Raw genomic sequence first — 23,278 nt, 5'->3', positions numbered from 1 at the left:
GGTCCCTTCTTTCGCCAGTGGACCCCCTACTCCGGGAGGACGACCCCGGCACCGCCTCTCCTGCCAGGGATGGAGTGATAAGTCCATTCCTGGGGTGCATCTCACGGGGCCGCCGGACTCCTACTGTTCTGAGGGACGGACCGCCGGGGGACGAAAGCGCGGTCCGCGCAGTTCGATTCCACCCTCATCCACTCACACAGGGGAGTTCACGTGACGAACACCGCCCCATCGACCGCTGACGCGCATTCCGCGCCCGGGGCGGGCGACTTCGCCGCACGGGCCCATCAGATCGCCAAGGTGTACGGGCGCGGCGACGCCCAGGTGGTCGCGCTGGACTCGGTGACCGTGGGGATCCCCCGCGGCCGCTTCACCGCGATCATGGGCCCGTCGGGTTCGGGGAAGTCCACGCTGATGCACTGCATGGCGGGGCTGGACTCGGTGGACTCCGGGCAGGTGTTCATCGGCGGCACCGAGCTGACGGGGCTGAAGGACAAGCAGCTCACCCGGCTGCGCCGCGACAAGATCGGGTTCATCTTCCAGGCGTTCAACCTGGTCCCGACGCTGACGGCGCTGGAGAACATCACGCTGCCGATGGACATCGCCGGCCGCAAGGCCGACAGGGCGTGGCTGGACCAGGTGATCGACACCGTCGGGCTGCGGCCGCGGCTGAAGCACCGCCCGTCGGAGCTGTCGGGCGGCCAGCAGCAGCGGGTGGCGTGCGCGCGGGCGCTGGCGTCCCGCCCGGAGATCATCTTCGCGGACGAGCCGACCGGCAACCTCGACTCGCGGTCCGGCGCGGAGGTGCTGGCGTTCCTGCGGGACTCGGTGCAGCGGATGGGCCAGACGATCGTGATGGTGACGCACGACCCGTCCGCCGCCGCGTACGCCGACCAGGTGCTGTTCCTGACGGACGGGCAGATCGTCGACACGATGACCGGGCCGACCGCCGAGCGCGTCCTGGAGCGGATGAAGGGCTTCGAGACGGCGGGCCGCCCGGCCGCCGCGCCGGGCGGGCACGGGCCGGAGGTCGCGGCGCGATGATGGGCAAGGTCACGCGCCGCAACCTCGCGGCGCACAAGATCAGGCTGGTGCTGACGGCCGTCGCGGTGATCCTCGGCGTGGCGTTCGTGGCCGGCACGCTGATCTTCACCGACAGCATGAACAAGCAGTTCGACGACCTGTTCAGCCGGGTCGGCAAGAACGTCGCCGTGGACGTGCGGGCCAAGAAGGTCGTCGGGGGCGACGACGACGGGCAGGCGGCGCAGCCGGTGCCGGCGTCGGTGCTGACGGCGCTGAAGGGCGTCGACGGGGTGAAGAACCCGCAGGGCAACGTCAACGGGTACGCCGCCGTCGTGGGCCGCGACGGGAAGATCGTCGGCTCGGGCGGGCAGGGCCCGCCGCAGCTCGGCACGAACTGGAACACGATCGGGTCGTTCGACCTGAAGTCGGGCCGGGCGCCGCACGGCCCCGCCGAGGTGATCATCGACGCGGAGACCGCGAAGAAGGGGCGGCTCGCGATCGGCGACACCGTCGGGGTGGTGTCGTCGGGCGCGGCGCAGCGGATGCGGATCGTCGGCCTGATCGACACCGGGAACCTGATGGGCGCGAGCGTCACCGCGTTCGACACCCCGACCGCGCAGAAGCTGCTGCTGAAGCCCGGCTACTACAGCGACATCGAGATGAGCTCCTCCGGCCCGTCGGAGACGCAGCTGCGCGACCGGGTCGCGAAGGTGCTGCCGGACGGCGTGGAGGCCGTCACCGGCACCAAGATGCGCGACGAGAACAAGAGCGACGTCGCGCAGATCATGGGGTTCTTCCGCACGTTCCTGCTGGTGTTCGCGCTGATCTCGATCTTCGTCGGGGCGTTCATCATCTTCAACACGTTCTCGATGCTGGTGGCGCAGCGGACCCGGGAGCTGGCGCTGCTGCGCGCGATCGGCGCGGCGCGCCCGCAGGTGACCCGGGCGGTGATCGGTGAGGCGGTCGCGGTCGGGTTCGTCGGGTCGACGCTGGGCCTCGCGGCCGGCGCGGGCCTGGCGGCGCTGCTGCAGGGGCAGATGGGCGACGCCGGGTCGGGCGGCCTGACGTTCACCGCGACACCGGTGATCTGGTCGTACGTCGTCGGGATCGTCGTGACGGTCGTGTCGGCGTACTTCCCGGCGCGGCGCGCGGCGAAGATCCCGCCGGTCGCGGCGATGCGCGACGACGTGGCGCTGCCGCAGCGGACGCTGCGGATCCGGGTGGCGCTCGGGTCGCTGCTGACCCTGGTCGGCGCGGGCCTGATCGCGGCGGGGCTGGCCGGGAACGGCGGGAACCCGGCGGTGCCGGTCGGGGCGGGCGCGTTCGCGGTGTTCATCGGGGTGGCGATGCTCGCGCCGGTGATCAGCGTCCCGGTGGTGAAGGTGCTCGGGTGGCCGTTCGCGCGGCTGATGGGCGCGCCGGGCCGGCTCGCCCGGCAGAACGCGCTGCGCAACCCGCGCCGCACCGCCGCGACCGCCGCGGCGCTGATGATCGGCCTGGCGCTGATCACCACGGTGAACGTGCTCGGCGCGACGATGCGCGCGTCGATCGACCAGCAGGTGGACGCGCAGTTCGGCGCGGACTACCTCGTGCAGGCGACCGGCGGCGACATCACCCCCGACGCCACGCAGAAGATCAAGGCGGCGCCCGGGGTGGAGTCGGCGTCCCCGACCTACGAGGGCACCGCGAAGCTCGCCGGTGACCGCGGCACGTACATGTCGGGCGACGTCGGCGTGATCGCGAAGGCGGCGCGGCTGAAGATGGTGTCCGGCGGCACCGCGATCGGCGCGAACGGGCTGATGGTGAACGAGTCGACCGCCAAGGACAAGGGCTGGCACGTCGGGTCGACGGTGCCGGCGCTGTTCCCCGACGGGAAGACCGAGCAGCTGAAGGTCACCGGGATCTTCGCCAAGAGCGACCTGATCGGTGGCCGGATCGTGGCCGAGCAGGTGTACCTGCGGCACACGGTGCGGCCGTCGGTGGACGCGGTCCTGGTGAACGCGGCGAAGACCGACGCGGCGACGAAGACGTCGATCGAGTCGGCGCTGAAGGCGTACCCGAACCTGAAGGTGTCGGACCAGTCGTCGCTGAAGAAGGACGCCCGCAAGCAGGTGGACGGGTTCGTGACGTTCCTGTCGATCCTGCTGGCCATGTCGGTGATCATCGCGGCGGTCGGGGTCGTCAACACGCTGGCGCTGTCGGTGATCGAGCGGACCCGGGAGATCGGGCTGCTGCGGGCGATCGGCATCAGCCGCCGCCAGCTGCGCCGGATGATCCGGATCGAGTCGATCGTGATCGCGGTGTTCGGCGCGGTGCTCGGCATGGGCATCGGCGTGGCGTTCGGCGCGGCGCTGCAGAACGCGCTGAAGGGCCAGGGGCTCGGGGTGCTGGCGGTGCCGTACGGGACGCTCGGGGTGTACCTGGTGGTCGCGGCGGTGATCGGCGTCCTCGCGGCGCTGTGGCCGGCGTGGCGGGCCGGGCGGATGGACGTGCTGAAGGCCATCTCCACCGAGTGACCGTCGCGCTCGCAGCAGAAGCCCCGGCCCTCCCGAAAGGGGGCCGGGGCTTCGCCGTACGGCGGCGCGCACCGGGCCGGTGGCTCGCGGGCCGCGCCCGGTCACGGGGACAAGGCGAAGCCCCGGTCCCCCTGTGCGGGGGCCGGGGCTTCGGCGTGCGGGAGGCACGCCCGAGGGCGGTCTTCCGGGCGGGGGCTACTCGCCGGTCTCGGCGTCGGTCTCGCCGGCCGGGGCGGCGCCGGGCGCCACCGCGGCCTTGGCGACCTCGTCGGTCGCCGACACGGTGGTGTTCTCCGGGAAGTGGCAGGCGGCCTGGTGGCCGTGGCTGAGCTCGATCAGCGGGGGCTCGACCTGCTTGCAGATGTCCTGCGCCTTCCAGCAGCGGGTGTGGAACCGGCACGCGGGCGGCGGGTCGAGGGGGCTCGGCACGTCGCCCTGCAGCCGGATCCGCTGCCGGTTCCCGCGCTCGCTCGGGTCGGGGACCGGCACCGCCGACAGCAGCGCGTTGGTGTAGGGGTGCATCGGCCGCTCGTACAGGTCGTTGCGGTCCGCGATCTCGACGATCTTGCCGAGGTACATGACGGCGACCCGGTCGGAGATGTGCCGGACGACCGACAGGTCGTGCGCGATCACCACGTAGGTGAGGTCGAGCTCGTCCTGCAGGTCCTCCAGCAGGTTGACGACCTGCGCCTGCACCGACACGTCCAGCGCCGACACCGGCTCGTCCGCGACGATCAGCTTCGGCTTGAGCGCCAGCGTGCGGGCGATGCCGATGCGCTGGCGCTGGCCGCCGGAGAACTCGTGCGGGTACCGGTTGTAGTGCTCGGGGTTGAGGCCGACGAGCTCCAGGATCTCCTGGACGGCCTTCTTCACGCCGTTCTCGGTGGCGATGTTCTGCAGCCGGAACGGGGCCCCGACGATCGCGCCGACCGTCTTGCGGGGGTTCAGCGACGAGTACGGGTCCTGGAAGATCATCTGGAGGTCGCGGCGGAGCGGCCGGAGCCGCCCCTGGGACATCGTGGTGATGTCCTCGCCCTCGAAGGTGATCTTCCCGAAGCTGGGGTCAAGCAGCCGCATGATCATCCGGCCGGTGGTGGACTTGCCGCAGCCCGACTCCCCCACCAGGCCGAGGGTCTCGCCCTTGCGGACCGAGAACGACACGCCGTCGACGGCCTTCACCGCCGCGACCTGCCGGCGCAGCAGCCCCGCGGTGACGGGGAAGTGCTTGCCGAGGTTGTCCACCTCCAGCAGCATCTCCCCGTCCCGGATGGGACGGGGCGCCGCCGCGTCGGCGGAGGTCTCCGCGGCGCCGGGGACGGTGGTCCCCGCCGCGGCGGTGTCAGAAGTGCTCACAGTCTTGTTCCCACCCGTGCTCGTCACAGCTTCGGCCGGATCTCGGATTCCCAGATCTCCTGCTTCTTCTCCAGCGGGAGATGGCAGGCCACCTTGTGGCCCGGGACCGCCTCGACCAGTTCGGGGCGCACCGTCGTCGACTTGTCGCCGTTGAGGTCCTTGTAGGCGCACCGCGGGTTGAACGCGCAGCCCTGCGGCACGTTGATGAGGCTCGGCGGGGTGCCCTTGATCGGCATGAGCCGCTCGGTGCGCTCCCGGTCCAGCCGCGGCATCGAGCCGAGCAGCCCCCAGGTGTAGGGGTGCAGCGGCTTGTGGAAGGCGTCCTCCACCGAGGCGTACTCGGCGCAGCGGCCCGCGTACATCACCAGGATGTCATCCGACAGCTCGGCGACCACCCCGAGATCGTGGGTGATCATGATGACGGCGGAGTTGAACTCCTCCTGCAGGTCCCGGATCAGGTCGAGGATCTGCGCCTGGACGGTGACGTCCAGCGCCGTGGTCGGCTCGTCGGCGATCAGCAGCTCGGGGTCGCAGGACAGCGCCATCGCGATCATCGCGCGCTGCCGCATGCCGCCGGAGAACTGGTGGGGGTAGTCGTCGACGCGCTTGTCCGGCTTGGGGATGCCGACGCGGCCGAGCATGTCGATGGCGTGCTTGCGCGCCACCTGCTTCGACACGTCGTTGTGGACCCGGTAGGCCTCGATGATCTGGGCGCCGACGGTGTAGAAGGGGTGCATCGACGACAGCGGGTCCTGGAAGATCATCGCCATCTTGCGGCCGCGCAGCCGGCGGACGTCGCCGGGCGAGGCACCGACGAGCTCCTGGCCGTCCAGCCAGATCTCGCCGGACACGTTCGCGTTGTGGCGGTTGTGCAGCCCGAGGACGCCGAGGCTGGTGACGCTCTTCCCGGAGCCGGACTCGCCGACGATGCCGAGGGTGCGGCCCTTCTCCAGCTGGAACGACAGCCCGTCGACCGACTTCACCAGACCGTCGTCGGTCGGGAAGTGGATCTTCAGGTCGCGGACCTCGAGGAACGCCGTGGGAGCCTCACCGGCGCCCGTGGCGGGCCCCGTGGCCGGCGTGGTGTCGGTCATCAGCCAAGCCTCACTCTCGGGTCGATCACGGCGTACAGCAGGTCGACGATCAGGTTGATCACGACGATGAAGGCGGCGGCGAGGGTGGTGACGCCGAGCACCATCGGCAGGTCGCCGGTGCCGATCGAGCTGATCGCCAGCTGCCCGAGGCCCGGGATGCTGAAGGTGTTCTCGGTGAGCACCGCGCCGCCGATCAGCAGCCCGAAGTCCAGGCCGAAGACGGTCAGGATCGGCGTCAGGGAGGCGCGGAGCGCGTGCCGGGTGATGACCGTCTTCTCCGGCAAGCCCTTGGCGCGGGCCGTGCGGATGTAGTCCTCGTTCATCGTCTCCAGCATGCCCGCTCTGGTGAGCCGTGCGTACATCGCGGCGTACAGGAACGCCAGGGTGACCCAGGGCAGCACCAGCGACTCGAACCATTTCACCGGATCCTGGCTGAAGCCGACATAGCTGCCTCCGCCGGGGAAGATGCCCAGCTTGTAGGAGAACAGCGCCAGCGACACCAGGCCGGTGAAGTAGATCGGCAGCGACACCCCGCTGAGGGCCACCACCATCGCGGCGCGGTCCCAGAGGCTGCCTCTCTTGAGCGCCGAGACGACACCGGTGGACACGCCGACGATCAGCCAGACGATCGCGGCGCCCACGGCCAGCCCCAGGGTCGCCGGGGCGCGGTCCATCAGCGTCGGGAGCACCGGCTGGCTGGTGCGGAAGGAGTAGCCGAGGCAGGGCGCGGGGCAGTGGTCGGTGACCGGTCCGGCCTTGAAGTCCTCACCGGCGACGATGCCCTTGAGGTAGTTGCCGTACTGCACCACGATCGGCTTGTCGAGGCCGAGCCGCTCCTTGGTGGCCTCGATCGCCTCCTGCGTCGGGGCCTTGCCGACATAGGACGCCGCGAGCTGGTCGGTGGTCTGACCGGCCAGCTTCGGAAGCCCGAAGAAGATGCCGAAGGTCACCAGGGTGATGAGCAACAGCATGAGAACGACGCCGACGAGGCGCCGGATGATGTATGCGAGCACACTTCGCGGCCCCACCCGCCGGCCGGCCGGACCTGTGGGCCCGGTACCGGCCGGCGGGCATCGCCTTCACCTGCCTTCAGATGAACGCACGGACGGAGGGAGAATTACTTCTCCACGCCCATGTTGAGGTAGTCGTACATTCCGCCATAGCCCATGGTGATACCGACGTTGGTGACCCTCTTCGGCCGGTACAGCAGCGCCTTGGCGTAGATCAGCGGGACCTCGACGGCGTCCTGCATGACCATCTGGTCGATGTCGCCGTAGAGCTTGGTGCGGGTGGCCTTGTCCGGGCTGGAGATCGCCTGGTCCAGACCGTCGTTGACCTTCGGGTTGTCCTCCTCGGCCAGGTTGTTGCCGCCGGAGGGCTTGATGGCCCGGCCGTCGACGATCTGGGAGAGGAAGCCGTAGCCGGTCGGCCAGTCCGCCGCCCACGCCATGAGCATCATGCCGACGCCGTGCTGGTGCACGTAGTTCGGGACGCCGACGTACTTGTTGAAGTAGTCGCCGGCCGGCCACTGCACGATGCTGACGTTGATGCCGACCTTCTTCAGGCCCTGCTGGATGGCCTGCGCCATCGCGACTTCCTTCGGCCGGTCGGACCGGGCCGAGATCTTGGTGCTGAAGCCGTTCGGCTTGCCGCACGCCGCGAGCTCCTGCTTGGCCTTCGCCAGCGTGGCCTGGTCCAGGCCGTTGCCGCCCGCCGCCTGCTTCTGCGGGTACAGGTCGAACTTGCGGTAGCCGTCGACCGACGGGGGCAGGATCGTGGTCGCGACGTCACCGCCGGCCAGCGGGCCTCCGTAGGCGGTCTGCGCGGCGACCTTGTCGGTCGCGTACTGCACGGCGATCCGGCAGTGGATGTTGTCCAGCGGCTTGACGTGCTGGTTCAGCGACATGAACCGCAGGTAGCCCTGGATCGGGTTGTCGGTGTAGGGCTTCTGCTGCGGCGTCAGCACCTTCGGCTGCGTGCCGGACTGCACACCGACGCCCGCGACGTCCATGTCGAGCGAACCGGCCAGCAGGCGGTTGTCGATGTCGTCGGCGTTCTGCTTCAGCTGCAGCTCGATCTTGTCGGGCAGCGCCTTGCGGATCGGGTCGGTGCTGGGGTCCCAGTTGGGGTTCCGGGACAGCGTCATCGACTTGCCGCGGGTGTAGTTGTCGACCTTGTACGGGCCGCTGGAGACGATCGACGACTCGTACTTCAGGCCGGTGTCCTTGGCCTTCGGCACCGGGATCGTCTGCGACATCGCCACCAGGTAGTCGAACTCCGCGAACGGCTTCGACAGGTGGAAGACGATCGTGTTGTCGTCAGGCGTCTCGATCGACTTCAGGCCCTCGTCGCTCTTGTCCTTGTAGGGACCCTTGTACGCGGGCTTGTTGTCGACGAGGTAGGTCTTGAAGTACTTCGGACCGAGCTGCATCTCGTCGGTGAAGTTGCTGCGCTCGACGGCGTACTTGACGTCCTTGGACGTGACCGCCGTGCCGTCGTCGTACTTCACGCCGGTGCGGAGCTTGTAGGTCCAGGTCTTGCCGCCGTCGGCCATCTGACCGGGCGCGGTCGCCAGGTCGGGGATGACGTTCAGGCTGTCCTTGCCCGCGGCGGGCTTGAACGTCATCAGGCCGCGGCCGTACAGGCGCGAGAAGTTCTGGTCCCACGCGTAGTACTGGTTGCCCGGGTCCGGCGAGTCGAAGTCGTCGGACATCGCGAGGCGGAGCGTGCCGCCCTTCTTGTCCGACTGGTTGACGATCTTGTCGATGGCCGCGCCGTAGCCCGGCCCGCTCCCCGAGCCGCCCGAGTCACCGCCGCCGCAGGCGGCGAGGCCCGCCGCGGCGAGCACGCCGGCGGCGAGGGCCGCGATTGGTCTCATCTTGTTCATGTGCAGGCGCACCCCATTCATTTCGCCGGGTCGGATGAACCCGAGGTCACTTGGCCCGAGGGTCGAGAGCGTCCCGCAGCCCGTCACCGAGCAGGTTGAAGGCGAGGACGGTGATGAAGATCGCCACACCGGGGACGATCATGTACATCGGGTCCGAGGAGTAGATCGGGACCGCGAGGGTCAGCATGCCGCCCCACGACGGCGTCGGCGGGATGACGCCGACGCCGAGGAACGACAGCGCCGCCTCGAACAGGATGTTCGTCGGGATCAGCAGGGTCGCGTAGACCAGGATCGGCGCGACGAGGTTCGGCAGGATCTCCTTGAACAGGATGTAGGAGTTCCGTGCGCCCATGCTGCGGGCCGCGTCGACGAACTCGCGTTCGCGCAGCGAGAGGGTCTGGCCGCGGATGATGCGGCCGATGTAGGGCCAGTTGAAGAAGCCGATGACGACGACGAGGACGCCGATGCGCAGCCCGTTGCCGGTCAGCCCGAACGAGCCGTCGGAGATGACGGCGACCAGCGCGATCGCGAACAGCAGCAGGGGGAACGCGAGAAAGGCGTCCATCGCCCGGCTGATGAGCATGTCGACCCAGCCGCCGAAGTAGCCGGCGGTGATGCCGAGGATCGTGCCGATGACCACCGACAGCAGCGTCGCGAGGAACGACACCAGCAGCGAGATCCGGGCGCCGTGCACGATCCGGGAGAGCAGGTCCCGGCCGGTGCCGGGCTCCACTCCGAGGAGGTGGTCGGCGCTGATGCCGGTGTGCCAGATGCCGGTCTTCGGCCGGTTGTACGTCGGGTCGATCAGGTTCTGGTGGTAGGCCAGCGGCGACTGCACCAGCAGCGGCCCGAAGATCGCCAGGAGGATCAGCAGGATCACGATGACGCCGCCGGCGAGCGCGACCTTGTCGCGCTTGAGTCGCATCCAGGCGATCTGTCCCAGGGAGCGTCCCTGGATCGCCTTGCCGTCGACACCGGCGAGGACCGCTTCCGGCTGCGCCTCGGTGTCGGACCCGGTCACCTCAAGGGGTGCGGCCACGCTCTGTACCTCCTACCGTCCGGCCACTGGTTCGGCCATGCCGCCGCCGGCGCGGTGACCGGCGGTCGCGGAGATCATCCGCTGACCCCGTGCCCGTTACGCCGCGTTTGCTGAAGGGAAAGGTAGCCCCTCGGCCACGACTGTCCATCCGTGAGACGGGCTGCGCCAGTACCCGTATCTGAGTTGTGATCTCGTCGTCATCTCGGGCACACGTGCTCGGCATCACGTCGGACAAATCGCCCGAATAGTACGTTCGCCTGTGGCGTGCTCCGCAACACGAACGCGGTCTAGACCGGCAAGCTTTACCGTACTGAGTCCGTTCTGAGATCGATCGTCCGCAGGTCAGCGCCCCGGAACGCAGAAACGGCGGGCCGGGACGCCCCCTGCTGGGGACGTCCCGGCCCGCCGCGAGGCCCGCCGGGACCGGGCGTCAGGAGATGCCGCGGTCGCGCAGGATCTTCTCGATCTCCGCCATCTCGGGGTCGCCGGACGGCTGCGCGCCGCCCACCGCGCCCTTGGGCTTGCGGCCGGCGCGGCCCGCCGCCTTCGGCTCGCCCGCGCCGGGCGCCGCGGCCTTCCCGCCGGCGTCGCCGGACCCGGCGCGGCGGCTCAGCATCGCACCCGAGGTCAGGTAGAGCAGGACGGCCAGCCCCGCCACCCCGACCCCGGCCCACTTCACCGGGCTGAACGCCAGGTCGACGAAGAACTCGGTCACCCCGGTCATCGCCGCGGCCAGCGGCACCAGCGACAGCGCGGCGCCGCGCATCCCCGACGCCGCCCCGCGGCGCCGGTAGACCCCCCAGCTGATGACCAGCCCGACCAGGGTCACCCCGAGGCTGATCAGATCGATCGCCGTGTCGCTCATGTCGGCCCCTCACTCCGTACGGTGCTGCTCTGCCGGCGCTGCTCCCTCCATCGTCACACGTCCGGGCGCCGATCACGCTCCTCCCGGCGGACGGTTTCCGGACATTGCGGTCTCCTCCTCCGGCGTGATCCGTCCCCTAGGGACCGCCCCCCGGGGTCGCGGGCGCGCCCTGCCGCCACGGGAGCAGGCGGCGGCGCGGCCGGTGCTCCCGCCGGCGTACCCGCCCGGCAGAGATCAACATCGCGCAACGGTTGGACGTCGAACCGGTCGAGCGGGCCGTCCCGGCGGCCGCCGGAACCTCATCCGACCAGCGAGAACAGCCGTTCCAGGGTCACCTCGCGCAGCGACGCCGCCACGGTGCGTCCGGGCGCCGGCGGGATCGGCAGGACGCTCGGCACCGCGACCGTCACGCAGCCCGCCGCCTCCCCCGCGGCCACCCCGTTCGGGGAGTCCTCCAGCACGACGCAGCGGCCCGGCTCCGCGCCGAGGCGCGCCGTCGCGGTCAGATAGGGCTCCGGGTCGGGCTTGGTCCGCGCGACCTCGTCGCCCGCGACGCTGAGCGCGAAGAACTCCCGGCCGACGGCGTCCAGCACCGGCTCGATCAGCCGCCGGTGGCTGGACGACACCAGCGCGGCGGTGACGCCCGCGTCCTTCAGCTCCACCAGCAGCTCCTTGGCGCCCGGCATCAGCGGCACGCTCTCGCTCAGCCGCTCGTGCATGCCGTCCAGCATCCGCCGCCCGACCTCCTCGGCCGGGACGTCCGCGCCGGTCAGCCTCAGCATGTAGTCGGCGGCGACGGTGAGCGACCCGCCCACCAGCGCCTTCTGGTGCTCCTCGCCCCACTCCCCGCCGAGCCACGCGACCACCTGCGACTCGACCTCCAGCCAGACCCGCTCGGAGTCGACGAGCAGCCCGTCCATGTCGAACAGCACGGCCTGAAGGCCCCCGTGACCGTCCCCCAAGATCGTCCATCCCTCCTCGTCGCCGCCGGCGCGCGCCCCGCGCGCCGTCACGTGTTGAAGTACTTCGCCTCGGGGTGGTGGACGACCAGCGCGTCCGCCGACTGCTCGGGCGCCAGCTGCAGCTCCTCCGACAGCGTCACCCCGATCCGGCCCGGGTCCAGCAGCCCGACGAGCTTGGCGCGGTCCTCCAGGTCGGGGCAGGCGGCGTAGCCGAAGGAGAACCGGGCGCCGCGGTAGCCGAGCTTGAAGAAGTCCTCGAGGTCGCCGGAGTCCTCGCCGCCGAAGCCGAGATCGGCGCGGATCCGCGCGTGCCAGTACTCCATCAGCGCCTCGGTGAGCTGCACCGACAGCCCGTGCAGCTCCAGGTAGTCGCGGTAGGCGTTCTTGGCGAACAGCTCCGCGGTCGCCTCGGCGATCCGCGGGCCCATGGTGACGAGCTGCAGCGCGACCACGTCGGTCTCGCCGGACTCGCGGGGCCGGAAGAAGTCGGCGAGGCACAGGTGCCGGTCGCGGCGCTGGCGCGGGAACGTGAACCGCTGCCGCTCCGAGCCGTCGTCGTTGAGGACGACCAGGTCGTCGCCCTCCGACACGGCCGGAAAGTACCCGTACACGACTCCGGCCTCGATCAGGCCCTCGGTCTGGACACGGTCCAGCCACATCCGCAGCCGGGGCCGCCCCTCGGCCTCCACCAGCTCCTCGTAGGTGGGGCCGTCGCCGCCGCGGGACGGCTTCAGCCCCCACTGGCCCATGAAGGTGGCGCGCTCGTCGAGGAAGGCGGCGTAGTCGGCGAGGGCGAGGCCCTTGACGACCCGGTCGCCCCAGAACGGCGGCTCGGGGACCTTGTTGTCGGTCGCGACGTCGGACCGGGCAGGCATGTCCTCCGGCGCGGTGACCTGGAGCGTCGCGCCCCGCCGCACCCGCCGCTCGCGCAGCGGCGGCAGGCTCGCGCCCTCGACGCCGCGCTTGACGGCCATGAACGCGTCCATCAGCCGCAGCCCCTCGAACGCGTCCCGGGCGTAGCGGACCTCGCCATCGTAGAGGCCGGCGAGGTCCTGCTCGACGTAGGCGCGGGTGAGGGCGGCGCCGCCGAGCAGCACCGGCCACTCCCCCGCCAGGCCGCGGGCGTTCAGCTCCTCGAGGTTCTCCTTCATCACCACGGTGGACTTCACCAGTAGCCCGGACATGCCGATCACGTCGGCGCGGTGCTCGCGGGCGGCCTCCAGGATCGCCGACACCGGCTGCTTGATGCCGATGTTGACGACGTCGTAGCCGTTGTTGGACAGGATGATGTCGACGAGGTTCTTGCCGATGTCGTGGACGTCGCCCTTGACGGTGGCGAGCACGATCCGGCCCTTGCCGCCGTCCTCGGTCTTCTCCATGTGCGGTTCGAGGCGGGCGACGGCGGTCTTCATCACCTCGGCGGACTGCAGCACGAACGGCAGCTGCATCTGCCCCGACCCGAACAGCTCGCCGACGGTCTTCATCCCGTCCAGCAGCACGTCGTTGACGATCTCCAGCGCGGGGCGCTGCGTCAAGGCCTCGGCGAGGTCGGCGTCGAGGCCGTCGAGCTCGCCGTCGACGATGCGGCGCTTCAGCCGCTCCCACAGCGGCAGCGCGAGCAGCTCGGCGGCGCGGTCGGCCTTCATCGCGGCGGTGTCGACGCCCTCGAACAGCTGCATGAACGCGTGCAGCGGGTCGTAGCCGTCCGAACGGCGGTCGTAGATCAGGTCGAGGGCGACCTTGCGCTGCTCCTCGGGGATCCGCGCCATCGGCAGGATCTTGGACGCGTGGACGATCGCCGAGTCCAGCCCCGCGTCGACGCACTCGTGCATGAACACCGAGTTCAGCACGATCCGCGCCGCCGGGTTCAGGCCGAACGACACGTTCGACAGCCCGAGCGTGGTCTGCACGTCCGGGTGGCGGCGCTTCAGCTCGCGGATCGCCTCGATCGTCTCCAGCGCGTCGCGGCGCGACTCCTCCTGGCCGGTGCCGATGGTGAAGGTGAGGCAGTCGACGACGACGTCCTCGATCCGCATCCCCCAGCGGCCGGTCAGCTCGTCGATCATCCGGGAGGCGATCGCGACCTTGCGGGCGGCGGTGCGGGCCTGGCCCTCCTCGTCGATGCACATCACGACGACCGCGGCGCCGTGCTCGCGGACGACCGGCATCAGCCGCCGCAGCTTGGAGCCCGCCCCGTCGCCGTCCTCGAAGCTGACGGAGTTGACGACGGCGCGGCCGCCGAGCATCTCCAGCCCCACCTCGATCACCGGGACCTCGGTGGAGTCCAGCACGATCGGCGGCGTCGCGGCGGTCGCGAGCCGGAACGCCAGCTCCTTCATGTCGGCGACGCCGTCGCGGCCGACGTAGTCGACGCACAGGTCCAGCAGGTGCGCGCCGTCGCGGGCCTGGTCGCGGGCGATCTTCACGCAGTCGTCCCAGCGGCGCTCCAGCATCGCCTCCCGGAACGCCCTGGACCCGTTGGCGTTGGTGCGCTCCCCGATCGCCAGGTAGGACGTGTCCTGCCGGAACGGGACGTGCTGGTACAGCGACGAGGCGCCCGGCTCGGGGCGGGGCCGCCGCTCGGCGACCTCCCGCCCGCGGACCCGGTCGACGACCTGCCGCAGATGCTCGGGGGTGGTGCCGCAGCAGCCGCCGACCAGCGACAGCCCGTAGTCGCGGGTGAACGCGTCGTGCGCGTCGGCGAGCTGCCCGGGGGTGAGCGGGTAGCGGGCGCCGTCGGCGGTCAGCTCCGGCAGCCCCGCGTTCGGCATGCACGACAGCCCGATCCGGGCGTGCCGGGCGAGGTAGCGCAGGTGCTCGCTCATCTCGGCAGGGCCGGTGGCGCAGTTCAGCCCGATGAGGTCGATGCCGAGCGGCTCCAGGGCGGTCAGCGCGGCGCCGATCTCCGAGCCCATCAGCATCGCGCCGTTCTGCTCGATCGTCACCTGCCCGATCAGCACCGTGTCGCCGCCGGCGGCGGCGATGGCGCGGCGCGCGCCGATCAGCGCCGCCTTGGCCTGCAGCAGGTCCTGGCAGGTCTCCACCAGGACCGCGTCGACGCCTCCGGCCAGCAGGCCCTCGACGCCCCGCTGGTAGGCGTCGCGGAGCTCGGCGAACGCCACGTGCCCGAGGGTGGGGAGCTTGGTGCCGGGGCCGACCGACCCGATCACCCAGCGGGGCCGGTCCGGCGTCGCGAAGGAGCCGGTGGCCTCGCGGGCGATCCGGGCGCCCGCCTCCGCCAGCTCGAAGATCCGGTCGGTGATGCCGTACTCGCCGAGGTTGCCGAGGTTGGCGCCGAAGGTGTTGGTCTCCACGCAGTCGACGCCCGCCGCAAGGTACGCCTCGTGCACCGCTCGGACGATGTCGGGCCGGGTGACGTTGAGGATCTCGTTGCAGCCCTCGTGGCCCTGGAAGTCCTCCAGGGAGGGTCCCGCGTCCTGGAGCATCGTCCCCATGCCCCCGTCGGCCACGACGACGCGCTCCTTCAGGGCCTGACGCAGGGACTGCGGAACGGGAGTGCTCATGGGATCCCAGACTATCCGCGGGCCTCCGGAGCCCTCCGATCCGTCCACATGGCGGAACACGCCCCCGCCCGGGCCCGCCGGCCCGCGTGTGCGTTGGACGGGCCGTGCAAGAAGACGGTGACGGATGGGTCACCCGACCGATAACGTGCCCCCAGTTACTACCAACGGGTAAGGAACGGCATGAGCGCGTACCGCATGATCCTCGTCGGCACCGACGGCTCGGACTCCTCGTTCCGCGCGGTCGACCGGGCCGCGCAGCTGGCCGCCGCGACCGGCGCCACCCTGCTGCTCGCCTCCGCCTACAGCCCGATGCCCGAGCGCGAGCGCGCGAGCGCCGCCGACCGGCTCGGCGACCTGGCCTACAAGGTGCAGGGCTCCACCCCCGCCGACGACGCGCTGCGCGCGGCGCGGGAGCGGGCCGTCGCGGCGGGCGCCCGGGACATCCAGCAGGAGTCCGTCGAAGGCGACGCCGTCGACGTCATCAGCCGCCTCGCCAAGGAGCGCGGCGCCGAGCTGGTCGTGATCGGCAACCGCGGCCTCAACAGCCTCGCCGGCCGCATCCTCGGGTCCGTCCCGGCGAACCTGTCGCACCGCTCCCCGTGCGACGTGCTGATCGTGCACACCACCGACGGCAAGTGATCCGATCGTGACCTCCGTTCCGCCGCGGGCGTACAGCGCGGGGGTCTGGCGGCGGAACGGTGGGGTAGGTCACTGTCAGGACGTAGGCTGACAGCCACCGATCATGAGCGGGGCCCCCGACCCCGGGAATGAGACCCCCGCCGGTGACGCTGTACCCAGGCGTCGGAAGGAGGCAGCGCGTGATCGAGCTGGAGAGCGTGCCGGAGCTCGTCGAACCGGTGCTCGTGGCCGCCTTTGAGGGATGGAACGACGCCGGGGAGGCCGCCAGCGGGGTCATCCAGCACCTGGAGTCCAGCTGGGACGCGGTACCGATCGCCGAGCTCGACCCCGACGACTACTACGACTTCCAGGTCACCCGCCCCATCGTGGAGATGGTCGACGGGGAGACCCGCGACATCACCTGGCCCACCACGCGGATCTCCTGGGCGCGGCTCCCCAACGGCAAGGACGTCGTGCTGATCCACGGCATCGAGCCGAACATGCGGTGGCGGTCGTTCTGCCGCGAGCTGGTCGGGCTGATGCTGGAGCTGGACGTGCGCAACGTGGTGCTGCTCGGCGCGCTGCTCGCCGACGCGCCGCACACCCGCCCCGTCCCGGTCACCGGCGCCGCGTCCGAGGCCGGGCTGGTCAGCACCCTGCACCTCGAGCCCGCCCGCTACCAGGGCCCCACCGGGATCCTCGGGGTGCTGCAGGACGCCTGCGCCAAGGCCGACCTGGACACCGTGTCGCTGTGGGCCGCCGTCCCGCACTACGTCGCGCAGCCGCCGTCGCCGAAGGCGACGCTGGCGTTGCTGCGCCGCGTCGAGGACCTGCTGGACGTCACCGTCCCGCTCGGCGAGCTGCCCGAGGAGGCGCGGGCCTGGGAGAACGGCGTCAACGAGCTCGCCGAGGAGGACTCCGAGGTCGCCGAGTACGTGCGGACGCTGGAGGAGCAGAAGGACGCCACCGAGCTGCCCGAGGCGAGCGGCGACGCGATCGCCCGCGAGTTCGAGCGGTACCTGCGGCGCCGCGACCCCGGCTGACCCGCGGCGGCCGGTCAGTCCCCCGGCTCGTCCGGGCGCTTGACGGACGCGAAAACGATCAGTGCGACGAGGACGCCGGGCAGCATCAGCCAGACCAGTTCCATGCGCATGCGCCGGACTCTACCCCGCTACACTCGCGGGGGTAAGCGACCCGCCGGTGATGGCCCGCGCACGCCGACAAGTGCGTCCACCATGAGCATCAGCGACGTGAGGGGCGGCGTCCCCCGGAGGCGGTGAGCCGCGCCGCCCGGCCGCCCGCGATCCGCGTGCGGACCCCCCGCGAGCTGCGGCGGCAGCGCCGCGGCCGCGCCCATTCCTGCTGGGACCATCTGATCGCCGCGCCGCTGTGGCCGCTGCACGGCGCGAACCTCGGCACCCTGCTGCGGACCTGCGACGCCGTCGGCGCCTGCCTCGCCGTGCCGCGGTTCCCGTGGGTGCCGGCCGCGCTGGAGCGCGGCAACACGCTGCGCCGCCCCGCGTGCGTGCACTGGGTGAACGACCCGGTCGGCTGGCTGGAGCGGGCCCGCGACGACCCCGGCACCCGCGTCGTCGGGGTCGAGCTGGCCGACGAGGCGGTGCGGCTCGCCGACCTGCCCGCCGCGCGGACCCGGACCGTCGCCGTCCTCGGCCACGAGCGGCACGGCATCCCCGCCGAGGCCCTCGACCTGCTGGACGCGGCCGTCGAGATCCCGATGGTCGGCGACGGCAGCAGCCTCAACGTCGCCGTCGCCGGGTCCCTCGTCCTCTACAAGCTCGCCGGGCTGCTGTGAGGGCGGGTGCCGGGGCCGCGTCAGAGGGCGATGCCGAGCAGGGCGTCGGCGAGCGCGCGCACCTGCGCGGGCGAGGACGCGTCGGCGCCGTCCGCGGCGGCCCACGCGTCGATCGCGGCGAGCGCCGCGGGGGCGTCGAGGTCGTCGGCGAGGCGCTCGCGGACCGTGTCGGCGACCGGTCCCGCGGGCGGCCCGGACGGGCGCGCCACGGCGGCGCGCCACCGGCCCAGGCGGGCGCCCGCGCCGCGCAGCTCCGCGTCCGTCCACTCCCAGTCGGACCGGTAGTGGTGGGACAGCAGCGCCAGCCGCACCGCCATCGGGTCGACGCCCGCCTCGCGGAGCTTCGACACGAACACGAGGTTCCCGCGCGACTTCGACATCTTCTCGCCGTCCAGGCCGACCATGCCGGCGTGGACGTAGGCGCGGGCGTGCGGGCGCTCCCCCGTCGCGACCTGCGCGTGCGAGGCGCCCATCTCGTGGTGCGGGAACGCCAGGTCCGACCCGCCGCCCTCCACGTCGAAGCCCATGCCGAGGTACTCGATGGAGATCGCCGAGCACTCCACGTGCCAGCCGGGGCGGCCCTCCCCGAACGGGGACTCCCAGCCGGGCTCCCCGGGCCGCCGCGCCATCCACACCAGCGCGTCCAGCGGGTCGCGCTTGCCGGGCCGGTCCGGGTCGCCGCCGCGCTCGGCGAACAGCGGCGCCATCTGCTCCTGCGTCAGCCGGCTGACCTGCCCGAACGCGGGGTCCGCGGTGATCGGGAAGTACACGTCGCCGTCGACCTCGTAGGTGGCGTCCCGGCCGCGCAGCTTCTCGATCATCTCGACGATCAGCGGGATCGCCTCGACCGCGCCGACGTAGCGCTCCGGCGGCAGGATCCGCAGCGCCGTCATGTCGTCGCGGAACAGCTGGATCTCCCGCTCGGCGAGCTCCCGCCAGTCCTCGCCGGTCTGCTGGGCACGTTCCAGGAGGGGATCGTCGACGTCGGTGACGTTCTGCACGTAGTGGACCTCGTGGCCGAGGTCGCGCCACACCCGGTTGACGAGGTCGAAGGTCAGGTAGGTGTTGGCGTGCCCGAGGTGCGTCGCGTCGTAGGGGGTGATCCCGCAGACGTACATCCGGGCGGTCTCGCCGGGCTCCGTGGGCCGCACCTCGGCCGTCCCGGTGTCGTACAGGCTGAGCCGCCGCGCCGCGGCGGGGAGTCCCGCGTCGGTGAGGCTGGGGACGTCGGAAGCGGGCCACGATCGCATACGGAAAGCTTATCCATGCGCACCTCGCGGCATTACTCCGAGATCGCGTTGACCGTCCCGAGTGTCCGCATCGTGACCCGGCCCGGGCCCGTGCCCGGCCGCGCCGCGGGCCCCCGGACCGCCGTCAGGACAGCCGGACCCGCGGATCCAGGAACGAGTAGCCGATGTCCACCAGCAGGTTCGCCACGATCACGAAGAACGTCACCATCAGCGTCACGCCGATGATCACCGGGGTGTCGCCCAGCGCGATCGACTGGTACACCAGCTGCCCCACCCCCTGCAGGCCGAACACCTTCTCGGTGACGATCGTGGAGCCGATCAGCGCGCCGAGGTCGATGCCGAACTGGGTGACGACCGGGGTCAGCGCCGCCCGCAGGCCGTGCCGGTAGACGACGCGGCGCCGCGACAGGCCCTTGGCGCGGGCCGTCCGGACGTAGTCCTCCCCCAGCACGTCCAGCATCGCGCCGCGCGTCAGCCGCGTGTACGCCGCGACCATCAGGAACGCCAGCGCGATCCACGGCAGGATCATCCGGCGCCAGAAGTGCATCTGCAGCGGCGGGCCCGCCTCGAAGAAGTAGATGCCCGCCTCGCTCAGCTTGGTGGAGAACAGGTACAGCAGCACGAGCGCCATCACGAACGGCGGCGTCGACAGCCCGATCAGGACGAACACCGTGACGAACCGGTCGGAGAGGCTGCGCGCCCGGGTCGCCGACAGCACCCCGGTGACGACGCCGCCGACGAACCAGATGATCCCGGCGCCGAACACCAGCCACAGCGTGGTCGGCAGCCGGTCCCCGATCAGCGTCGTCACCGGCTCCCCGTTGATGTAGGAGTCGCCGAGGTTCGCGTGCAGCAGCCGGCCGAGGAACTGCCCGTACTGCACGATCACCGGCTGGTCGAGTCCGAGGTTGCGGCGGATCTGGTTGAGGGTGTCGGTGGTGGCGCGCGGCCCGCCGATGACCCGCTCCACCGGGACGGGCGAGACGTGCAGGAACACGAACACCAGCGTGGACACCAGCCACAGCACGACGATCGCGTACAGCAGGCGGCGGATGACGAAGCGGATCACAGGCGCTCACTTCCCCCCGGTGGCCCGGTCGCCGCGCGGGTCCAGGGCGTCCCGGATCCCGTCGCCGAGCAGGTTGAACGACAGCGTGGTCAGCAGCAGCAGGACGCCGGGCACCGCGAGCAGCCACCACGCGGTCTGGAACACGTCGCTGCCCTCGCCGAGCATCGACCCCCACGACGGCATCGGCAGCCGCACCCCGACGCCGAGGAACGACAGCGTCGCCTCGAACACGATCGACGTCGGGATCAGCAGCGAGGTCAGCACGGTGACCTGCGCGACCAGGTTCGGCAGGATGTCCACGAACATGATCCGCGCGTTGGAGGAGCCGAGCGAGCGGGCCGCCTCCACGAACTCCTTCTGCTTCAGCGACAGCACCTGCCCGCGGATGATCCGGCCGAACGCCGCGAACGAGAAGAACGCGATCACCAGGATCGTCAGGGTCAGGCTGGCGCCGACCGAGGAGATCTGGAACGTGGTCGCCAGCATGATCGCCACCAGCAGGTAGGGCAGCGCGAGGGTCATGTCCATCAGCCGTGCCAGCAGCGTGTCCATCGCCCCGCCGACGAACCCGGCGAGCACCCCGACCAGCGTCCCGACGATCGACGCGAGCACCGCCGACAGGATCCCGACCAGCAGCGAGATCCGCGCCCCGTAGGCGGCGCGGACCAGCACGTCGCGGCCGAGCTGGTCGGCGCCGAGCCAGAACGTCCCGGACGGGCCGCGCGGCTGCCCGTTGACGTCCAGGCCCGTCTTGGGGAACGTCGCGTCGTAGGGGTGGCCGGTCAGGTGCGCCCAGACCGGCGCGAGGATCGCGTAGATCGCGATCAGGATCAGCACGACGATGGACGCGACCGCGAGCCGGTCGCGCCGGAACCGCGCCCACGCCAGCTGGAACGGGGTGCGGCCCTGCACGCGGGCGGGCGCGGTGCCCGCCGTCGGGTCGACCTCCTGTGCCTCGAGATCGGTGTAGCTGCTCATTCCTCGACCTCCGGGAGTTCCGGCTGGGTGGAGACCTGGGCGATCGCGGCGTGCTTGTGCGCGAGGCGCTCGCCCGGCTCCACCGGGAAGTGGCAGGCGGTGACGTGGTCTTCCGGGTCGCCCTCGCGCGGGATCAGCGGCGGGTCCTCCCGGACGCAGCGGTCCGCGGCCTTCGGGCAGCGCGGGTGGAACCGGCAGCCGGACGGCGGCTCGATCGGCGACGGGACGTCCCCGGTCAGCACGATCCGCTCGGCGCGCTCGGCCTCGTCCGGGTCGGCGATCGACGCCGCCGACAGCAGCGCCGCCGTGTAGGGGTGCCGGGGCCGGCCGTACAGGACCTCCGCCTCGGCGGCCTCGCCGACCTTGCCGAGGTACATCACCGCGACCCGGTCGCTGACGTACCGGACGACCGACAGGTCGTGCGCGATGAACACGTACGTCAGGCCCAGCTCGTCCTGCAGGTCCTTGAGCAGGTTGATGACCTGCGCCTGGATCGACACGTCGAGCGCCGACACCGGCTCGTCGCACACGATCAGCTTCGGCTTGAGCGCCAGCGCCCGCGCGACCCCGATCCGCTGCCGCTGCCCGCCGGAGAACTCGGCGGGGAACCGGTTGTAGTGCTCGGGGTTCAGCCCGACGAGCTCCATCAGCTCCTGCACCCGGCGCTTGCGCTCGGCGCCGCCCGCGATCGAGTGGACCGCGAACGGGTCGCCGATGATGGAGCCGACGCGGCGGCGCGGGTTCAGCGACCCGTACGGGTCCTGGAAGATCATCTGGACGTCGCGGCGGAACGCCTTCAGGCCGGCTTTGCCGAGCCGGGTGATGTCGTCACCCTCGAAGAGGATCCGGCCCGCCGTCACCTGGTGCAGCCCGGTGATGCAGCGCGCCAGCGTCGACTTCCCGCAGCCGGACTCCCCGACGATGCCGAGCGTCTCGCCGCGCCGGACCTGCAGGTCGACACCGTCGACCGCGTGGACGCGGCCGATCTCCTTCTTGAACACGATCCCCTGCTTGATGGGGAAGTGCTTGTAGACGTCCTCGACCGAGACCAGGACGTCGCTCATGTCGCCGTTCATGCGGCGCCTCCGTCCCCGCGCGTCCCGCCGTCGTCGTCGCCCTCCGCCGGGCCGTCCCGGCCGCCCGCGCCCGTGTCCTCGCCGCCGGCGGTGGCGTCGACCGCGCCGGAGGCCTCCGGGGCGCCGTTCCGCGCCGCAGCCGCGGGGCGCGCCCGCACGCGTCCCTCCTCGACCGCCCTCTGCCGCAGCCGTTCGGCGTCCTCGCCGAGCCCGAGGGCCTCCAGCGGCAGCCAGCACGCCGACACGTGTGTCGGGTCGTCGTCGCCGGTGACCGGGTCCAGGACCGGCTCGTCGGTGACGCACCGGTCCATCACGTACTCGCAGCGCGGATGGAACACGCACCCCGACGGGATGTTGATCAGGCTCGGCGGCTGCCCGGGGATCGGCCGCAGCCGGTCCGCGCCGGCCGCCGCCGACGGCGTCGACTGCAGCAGCCCCTTGGTGTACGGGTGGTGCGGCCGGTAGTACAGCGGGCGCCGCCGCGCCTTCTCCGCCGCCTTCCCGCCGTACATCACCAGCACGTCGTCGGCCATGTCGGCGATCACGCCGAGATCGTGGGTGATCATGATGAGGGCGGTGTCGTACTCGCGCTGGAGCCGCCGCATCAGGTCCAGGATCTGGGCCTGGACGGTCGCGTCCAGCGCGGTCGTCGGCTCGTCCGCGATGATCAGCTTCGGGTTCAGCGCCAGCGCCATCGCGATCATGGCGCGCTGCCGCATACCGCCGGAGAACTGGTGCGGGTACTCCTCGGCGCGCCGCGCCGGCTGCGGGATGCCGACGGTGCCGAGCATCTCGACCGCCCGCTTGCGGGCCGCGTCCCGGCCGGTGTCCGGCTCGTGCGCGCGGATCATCTCCTCGATCTGCCGGCCCACCTTGTACAGCGGGTGCAGGCTGGACAGCGGGTCCTGGAAGATCATGCCGATCTCGGCGCCGCGGATCTGGCGCATCCGCCGCTCTCCCGCGGTGAGCAGGTCGGCGCCCTCGAACAGGGCCTGCCCGGTCACCTTCGCGCCCGGGGTGAGGCCCATCAGCGTCTGGGTGCTGACGCTCTTCCCCGAGCCGGACTCCCCGACGATGCCGAGCGTGCGGCCCCGGTCCACCTCGAACGAGACGCCCCGCACGGCGCGCACCACCCCGTCCGGCGTGCTGAAGGAGACCCGCAGGTCGGTCACCTCGAGAAGACTCATCGACGCCCCTTCGCGTCCTGCATCCGG

Annotated in this window: 18 protein-coding genes; 5 read left to right on the top strand and 13 right to left on the bottom strand. The window is 71.4% G+C overall.

Going from position 1 to position 23,278, the window contains the following annotated elements; all coding sequences use genetic code 11:
• Positions 1-210: 210 nt before the first annotated feature.
• A complete protein-coding gene (locus AB0C78_RS32995; protein ID WP_360755581.1) occupies positions 211-1,041 on the top strand; it encodes an ABC transporter ATP-binding protein in 831 nt (276 codons plus the stop codon).
• Positions 1,038-3,536: an FtsX-like permease family protein gene (locus AB0C78_RS32990; protein ID WP_360755578.1), complete on the top strand. Its 2,499-nt coding sequence runs from the start codon at positions 1,038-1,040 to the stop codon at positions 3,534-3,536. The genes AB0C78_RS32995 and AB0C78_RS32990 overlap by 4 nt, the downstream gene beginning before the upstream one ends.
• 195 nt (positions 3,537-3,731) lie before the next feature.
• Here the strand turns inward: AB0C78_RS32990 and AB0C78_RS32985 are convergent, their stop codons facing one another.
• The 8 genes from AB0C78_RS32985 to metH form a co-directional block, all read right to left on the bottom strand.
• Positions 3,732-4,790 (bottom strand): ABC transporter ATP-binding protein, encoded by a 1,059-nt coding sequence (locus tag AB0C78_RS32985; protein WP_360755647.1) that lies wholly within the window; start codon positions 4,788-4,790, stop codon positions 3,732-3,734.
• 122 nt (positions 4,791-4,912) lie between these two features.
• Complete coding sequence (locus AB0C78_RS32980) at positions 4,913-5,983, bottom strand: ABC transporter ATP-binding protein (protein WP_360755576.1); 1,071 nt, start codon at positions 5,981-5,983, stop codon at positions 4,913-4,915.
• Positions 5,983-6,996, bottom strand: a complete 1,014-nt coding sequence (locus AB0C78_RS32975; protein WP_360755573.1) for an ABC transporter permease — start codon at positions 6,994-6,996, stop codon at positions 5,983-5,985. The genes AB0C78_RS32980 and AB0C78_RS32975 overlap by 1 nt, the downstream gene beginning before the upstream one ends.
• Before the next feature lie 104 nt (positions 6,997-7,100).
• The gene (locus tag AB0C78_RS32970; protein WP_360755571.1) at positions 7,101-8,861 is read right to left on the bottom strand and encodes an ABC transporter substrate-binding protein; all 1,761 of its coding nucleotides are present in this window, start codon (positions 8,859-8,861) and stop codon (positions 7,101-7,103) included.
• A gap of 55 nt (positions 8,862-8,916) precedes the next feature.
• Positions 8,917-9,909, bottom strand: coding sequence for an ABC transporter permease (locus AB0C78_RS32965; protein ID WP_360755568.1), 993 nt, complete (start codon positions 9,907-9,909; stop codon positions 8,917-8,919).
• A gap of 430 nt (positions 9,910-10,339) precedes the next feature.
• On the bottom strand, positions 10,340-10,774 hold the full coding sequence (locus AB0C78_RS32960) for a hypothetical protein (protein WP_151541554.1): 435 nt from the start codon (positions 10,772-10,774) through the stop codon (positions 10,340-10,342).
• A gap of 299 nt (positions 10,775-11,073) precedes the next feature.
• Positions 11,074-11,787, bottom strand: coding sequence for an HAD family phosphatase (locus AB0C78_RS32955; protein ID WP_360755565.1), 714 nt, complete (start codon positions 11,785-11,787; stop codon positions 11,074-11,076).
• Positions 11,784-15,260 carry a methionine synthase gene (gene metH, locus AB0C78_RS32950; RefSeq protein WP_360755563.1) on the bottom strand — a complete coding sequence of 1,159 codons (3,477 nt, stop codon included), beginning with the start codon at positions 15,258-15,260 and terminating at the stop codon, positions 11,784-11,786. Before metH ends, AB0C78_RS32955 begins: the two co-directional genes overlap by 4 nt.
• A gap of 180 nt (positions 15,261-15,440) precedes the next feature.
• Between metH and AB0C78_RS32945 the strand changes: the two genes are divergently transcribed.
• From AB0C78_RS32945 to AB0C78_RS32935, 3 genes are all read left to right on the top strand, one after another.
• Positions 15,441-15,899: a universal stress protein gene (locus tag AB0C78_RS32945; protein ID WP_151541552.1), complete on the top strand. Its 459-nt coding sequence runs from the start codon at positions 15,441-15,443 to the stop codon at positions 15,897-15,899.
• A gap of 179 nt (positions 15,900-16,078) precedes the next feature.
• Positions 16,079-16,921, top strand: coding sequence for a PAC2 family protein (locus AB0C78_RS32940; RefSeq protein WP_151541551.1), 843 nt, complete (start codon positions 16,079-16,081; stop codon positions 16,919-16,921).
• Between the two features lie 233 nt (positions 16,922-17,154).
• Complete coding sequence (locus tag AB0C78_RS32935) at positions 17,155-17,691, top strand: TrmH family RNA methyltransferase (RefSeq protein WP_360755559.1); 537 nt, start codon at positions 17,155-17,157, stop codon at positions 17,689-17,691.
• A 20-nt stretch (positions 17,692-17,711) separates the two neighbouring features.
• Here the strand turns inward: AB0C78_RS32935 and mshC are convergent, their stop codons facing one another.
• The 5 genes from mshC to AB0C78_RS32910 all read right to left on the bottom strand — a co-directional run bounded on the left by mshC (position 17,712) and on the right by AB0C78_RS32910 (position 23,251).
• Positions 17,712-18,941 (bottom strand): cysteine--1-D-myo-inosityl 2-amino-2-deoxy-alpha-D-glucopyranoside ligase, encoded by a 1,230-nt coding sequence (gene mshC, locus AB0C78_RS32930; protein ID WP_360755556.1) that lies wholly within the window; start codon positions 18,939-18,941, stop codon positions 17,712-17,714.
• 124 nt (positions 18,942-19,065) lie between these two features.
• Positions 19,066-20,010: an ABC transporter permease gene (locus AB0C78_RS32925; protein ID WP_151541548.1), complete on the bottom strand. Its 945-nt coding sequence runs from the start codon at positions 20,008-20,010 to the stop codon at positions 19,066-19,068.
• Positions 20,011-20,016: 6 nt separating this feature from the next.
• The gene (locus AB0C78_RS32920; RefSeq protein ID WP_360755554.1) at positions 20,017-20,988 is read right to left on the bottom strand and encodes an ABC transporter permease; all 972 of its coding nucleotides are present in this window, start codon (positions 20,986-20,988) and stop codon (positions 20,017-20,019) included.
• Positions 20,985-22,064, bottom strand: coding sequence for a dipeptide ABC transporter ATP-binding protein (locus AB0C78_RS32915; RefSeq protein ID WP_360755551.1), 1,080 nt, complete (start codon positions 22,062-22,064; stop codon positions 20,985-20,987). The genes AB0C78_RS32920 and AB0C78_RS32915 overlap by 4 nt, the downstream gene beginning before the upstream one ends.
• A complete protein-coding gene (locus AB0C78_RS32910; RefSeq protein WP_360755549.1) occupies positions 22,061-23,251 on the bottom strand; it encodes an ABC transporter ATP-binding protein in 1,191 nt (396 codons plus the stop codon). The genes AB0C78_RS32915 and AB0C78_RS32910 overlap by 4 nt, the downstream gene beginning before the upstream one ends.
• Positions 23,252-23,278: the final 27 nt, after the last annotated feature.

It is taken from the genome of Actinomadura sp. NPDC048394 (genome assembly GCF_040651755.1).
Taxonomy (GTDB): domain Bacteria; phylum Actinomycetota; class Actinomycetes; order Streptosporangiales; family Streptosporangiaceae; genus Spirillospora; species Spirillospora montaniterrae.
The sequence above is the reverse complement of the archived record's forward strand: the minus strand, read 5'-3'. Positions and strand labels throughout refer to the sequence as shown.

Coding starts and splice junctions, on each gene's coding strand:
- AB0C78_RS32990 (WP_360755578.1), top strand. CDS start 1,038: ATGATGGGCAAGGTCACGCGCCGCAACCTCGCGGCGCACAAGATCAGG.
- AB0C78_RS32985 (WP_360755647.1), bottom strand. CDS start 4,790: ATGCTGCTGGAGGTGGACAACCTCGGCAAGCACTTCCCCGTCACCGCG.
- AB0C78_RS32980 (WP_360755576.1), bottom strand. CDS start 5,983: ATGACCGACACCACGCCGGCCACGGGGCCCGCCACGGGCGCCGGTGAG.
- AB0C78_RS32970 (WP_360755571.1), bottom strand. CDS start 8,861: ATGAGACCAATCGCGGCCCTCGCCGCCGGCGTGCTCGCCGCGGCGGGC.
- AB0C78_RS32960 (WP_151541554.1), bottom strand. CDS start 10,774: ATGAGCGACACGGCGATCGATCTGATCAGCCTCGGGGTGACCCTGGTC.
- metH (WP_360755563.1), bottom strand. CDS start 15,260: ATGAGCACTCCCGTTCCGCAGTCCCTGCGTCAGGCCCTGAAGGAGCGC.
- AB0C78_RS32945 (WP_151541552.1), top strand. CDS start 15,441: ATGAGCGCGTACCGCATGATCCTCGTCGGCACCGACGGCTCGGACTCC.
- mshC (WP_360755556.1), bottom strand. CDS start 18,941: ATGCGATCGTGGCCCGCTTCCGACGTCCCCAGCCTCACCGACGCGGGA.
- AB0C78_RS32920 (WP_360755554.1), bottom strand. CDS start 20,988: ATGAGCAGCTACACCGATCTCGAGGCACAGGAGGTCGACCCGACGGCG.
- AB0C78_RS32915 (WP_360755551.1), bottom strand. CDS start 22,064: ATGAACGGCGACATGAGCGACGTCCTGGTCTCGGTCGAGGACGTCTAC.
- AB0C78_RS32910 (WP_360755549.1), bottom strand. CDS start 23,251: ATGAGTCTTCTCGAGGTGACCGACCTGCGGGTCTCCTTCAGCACGCCG.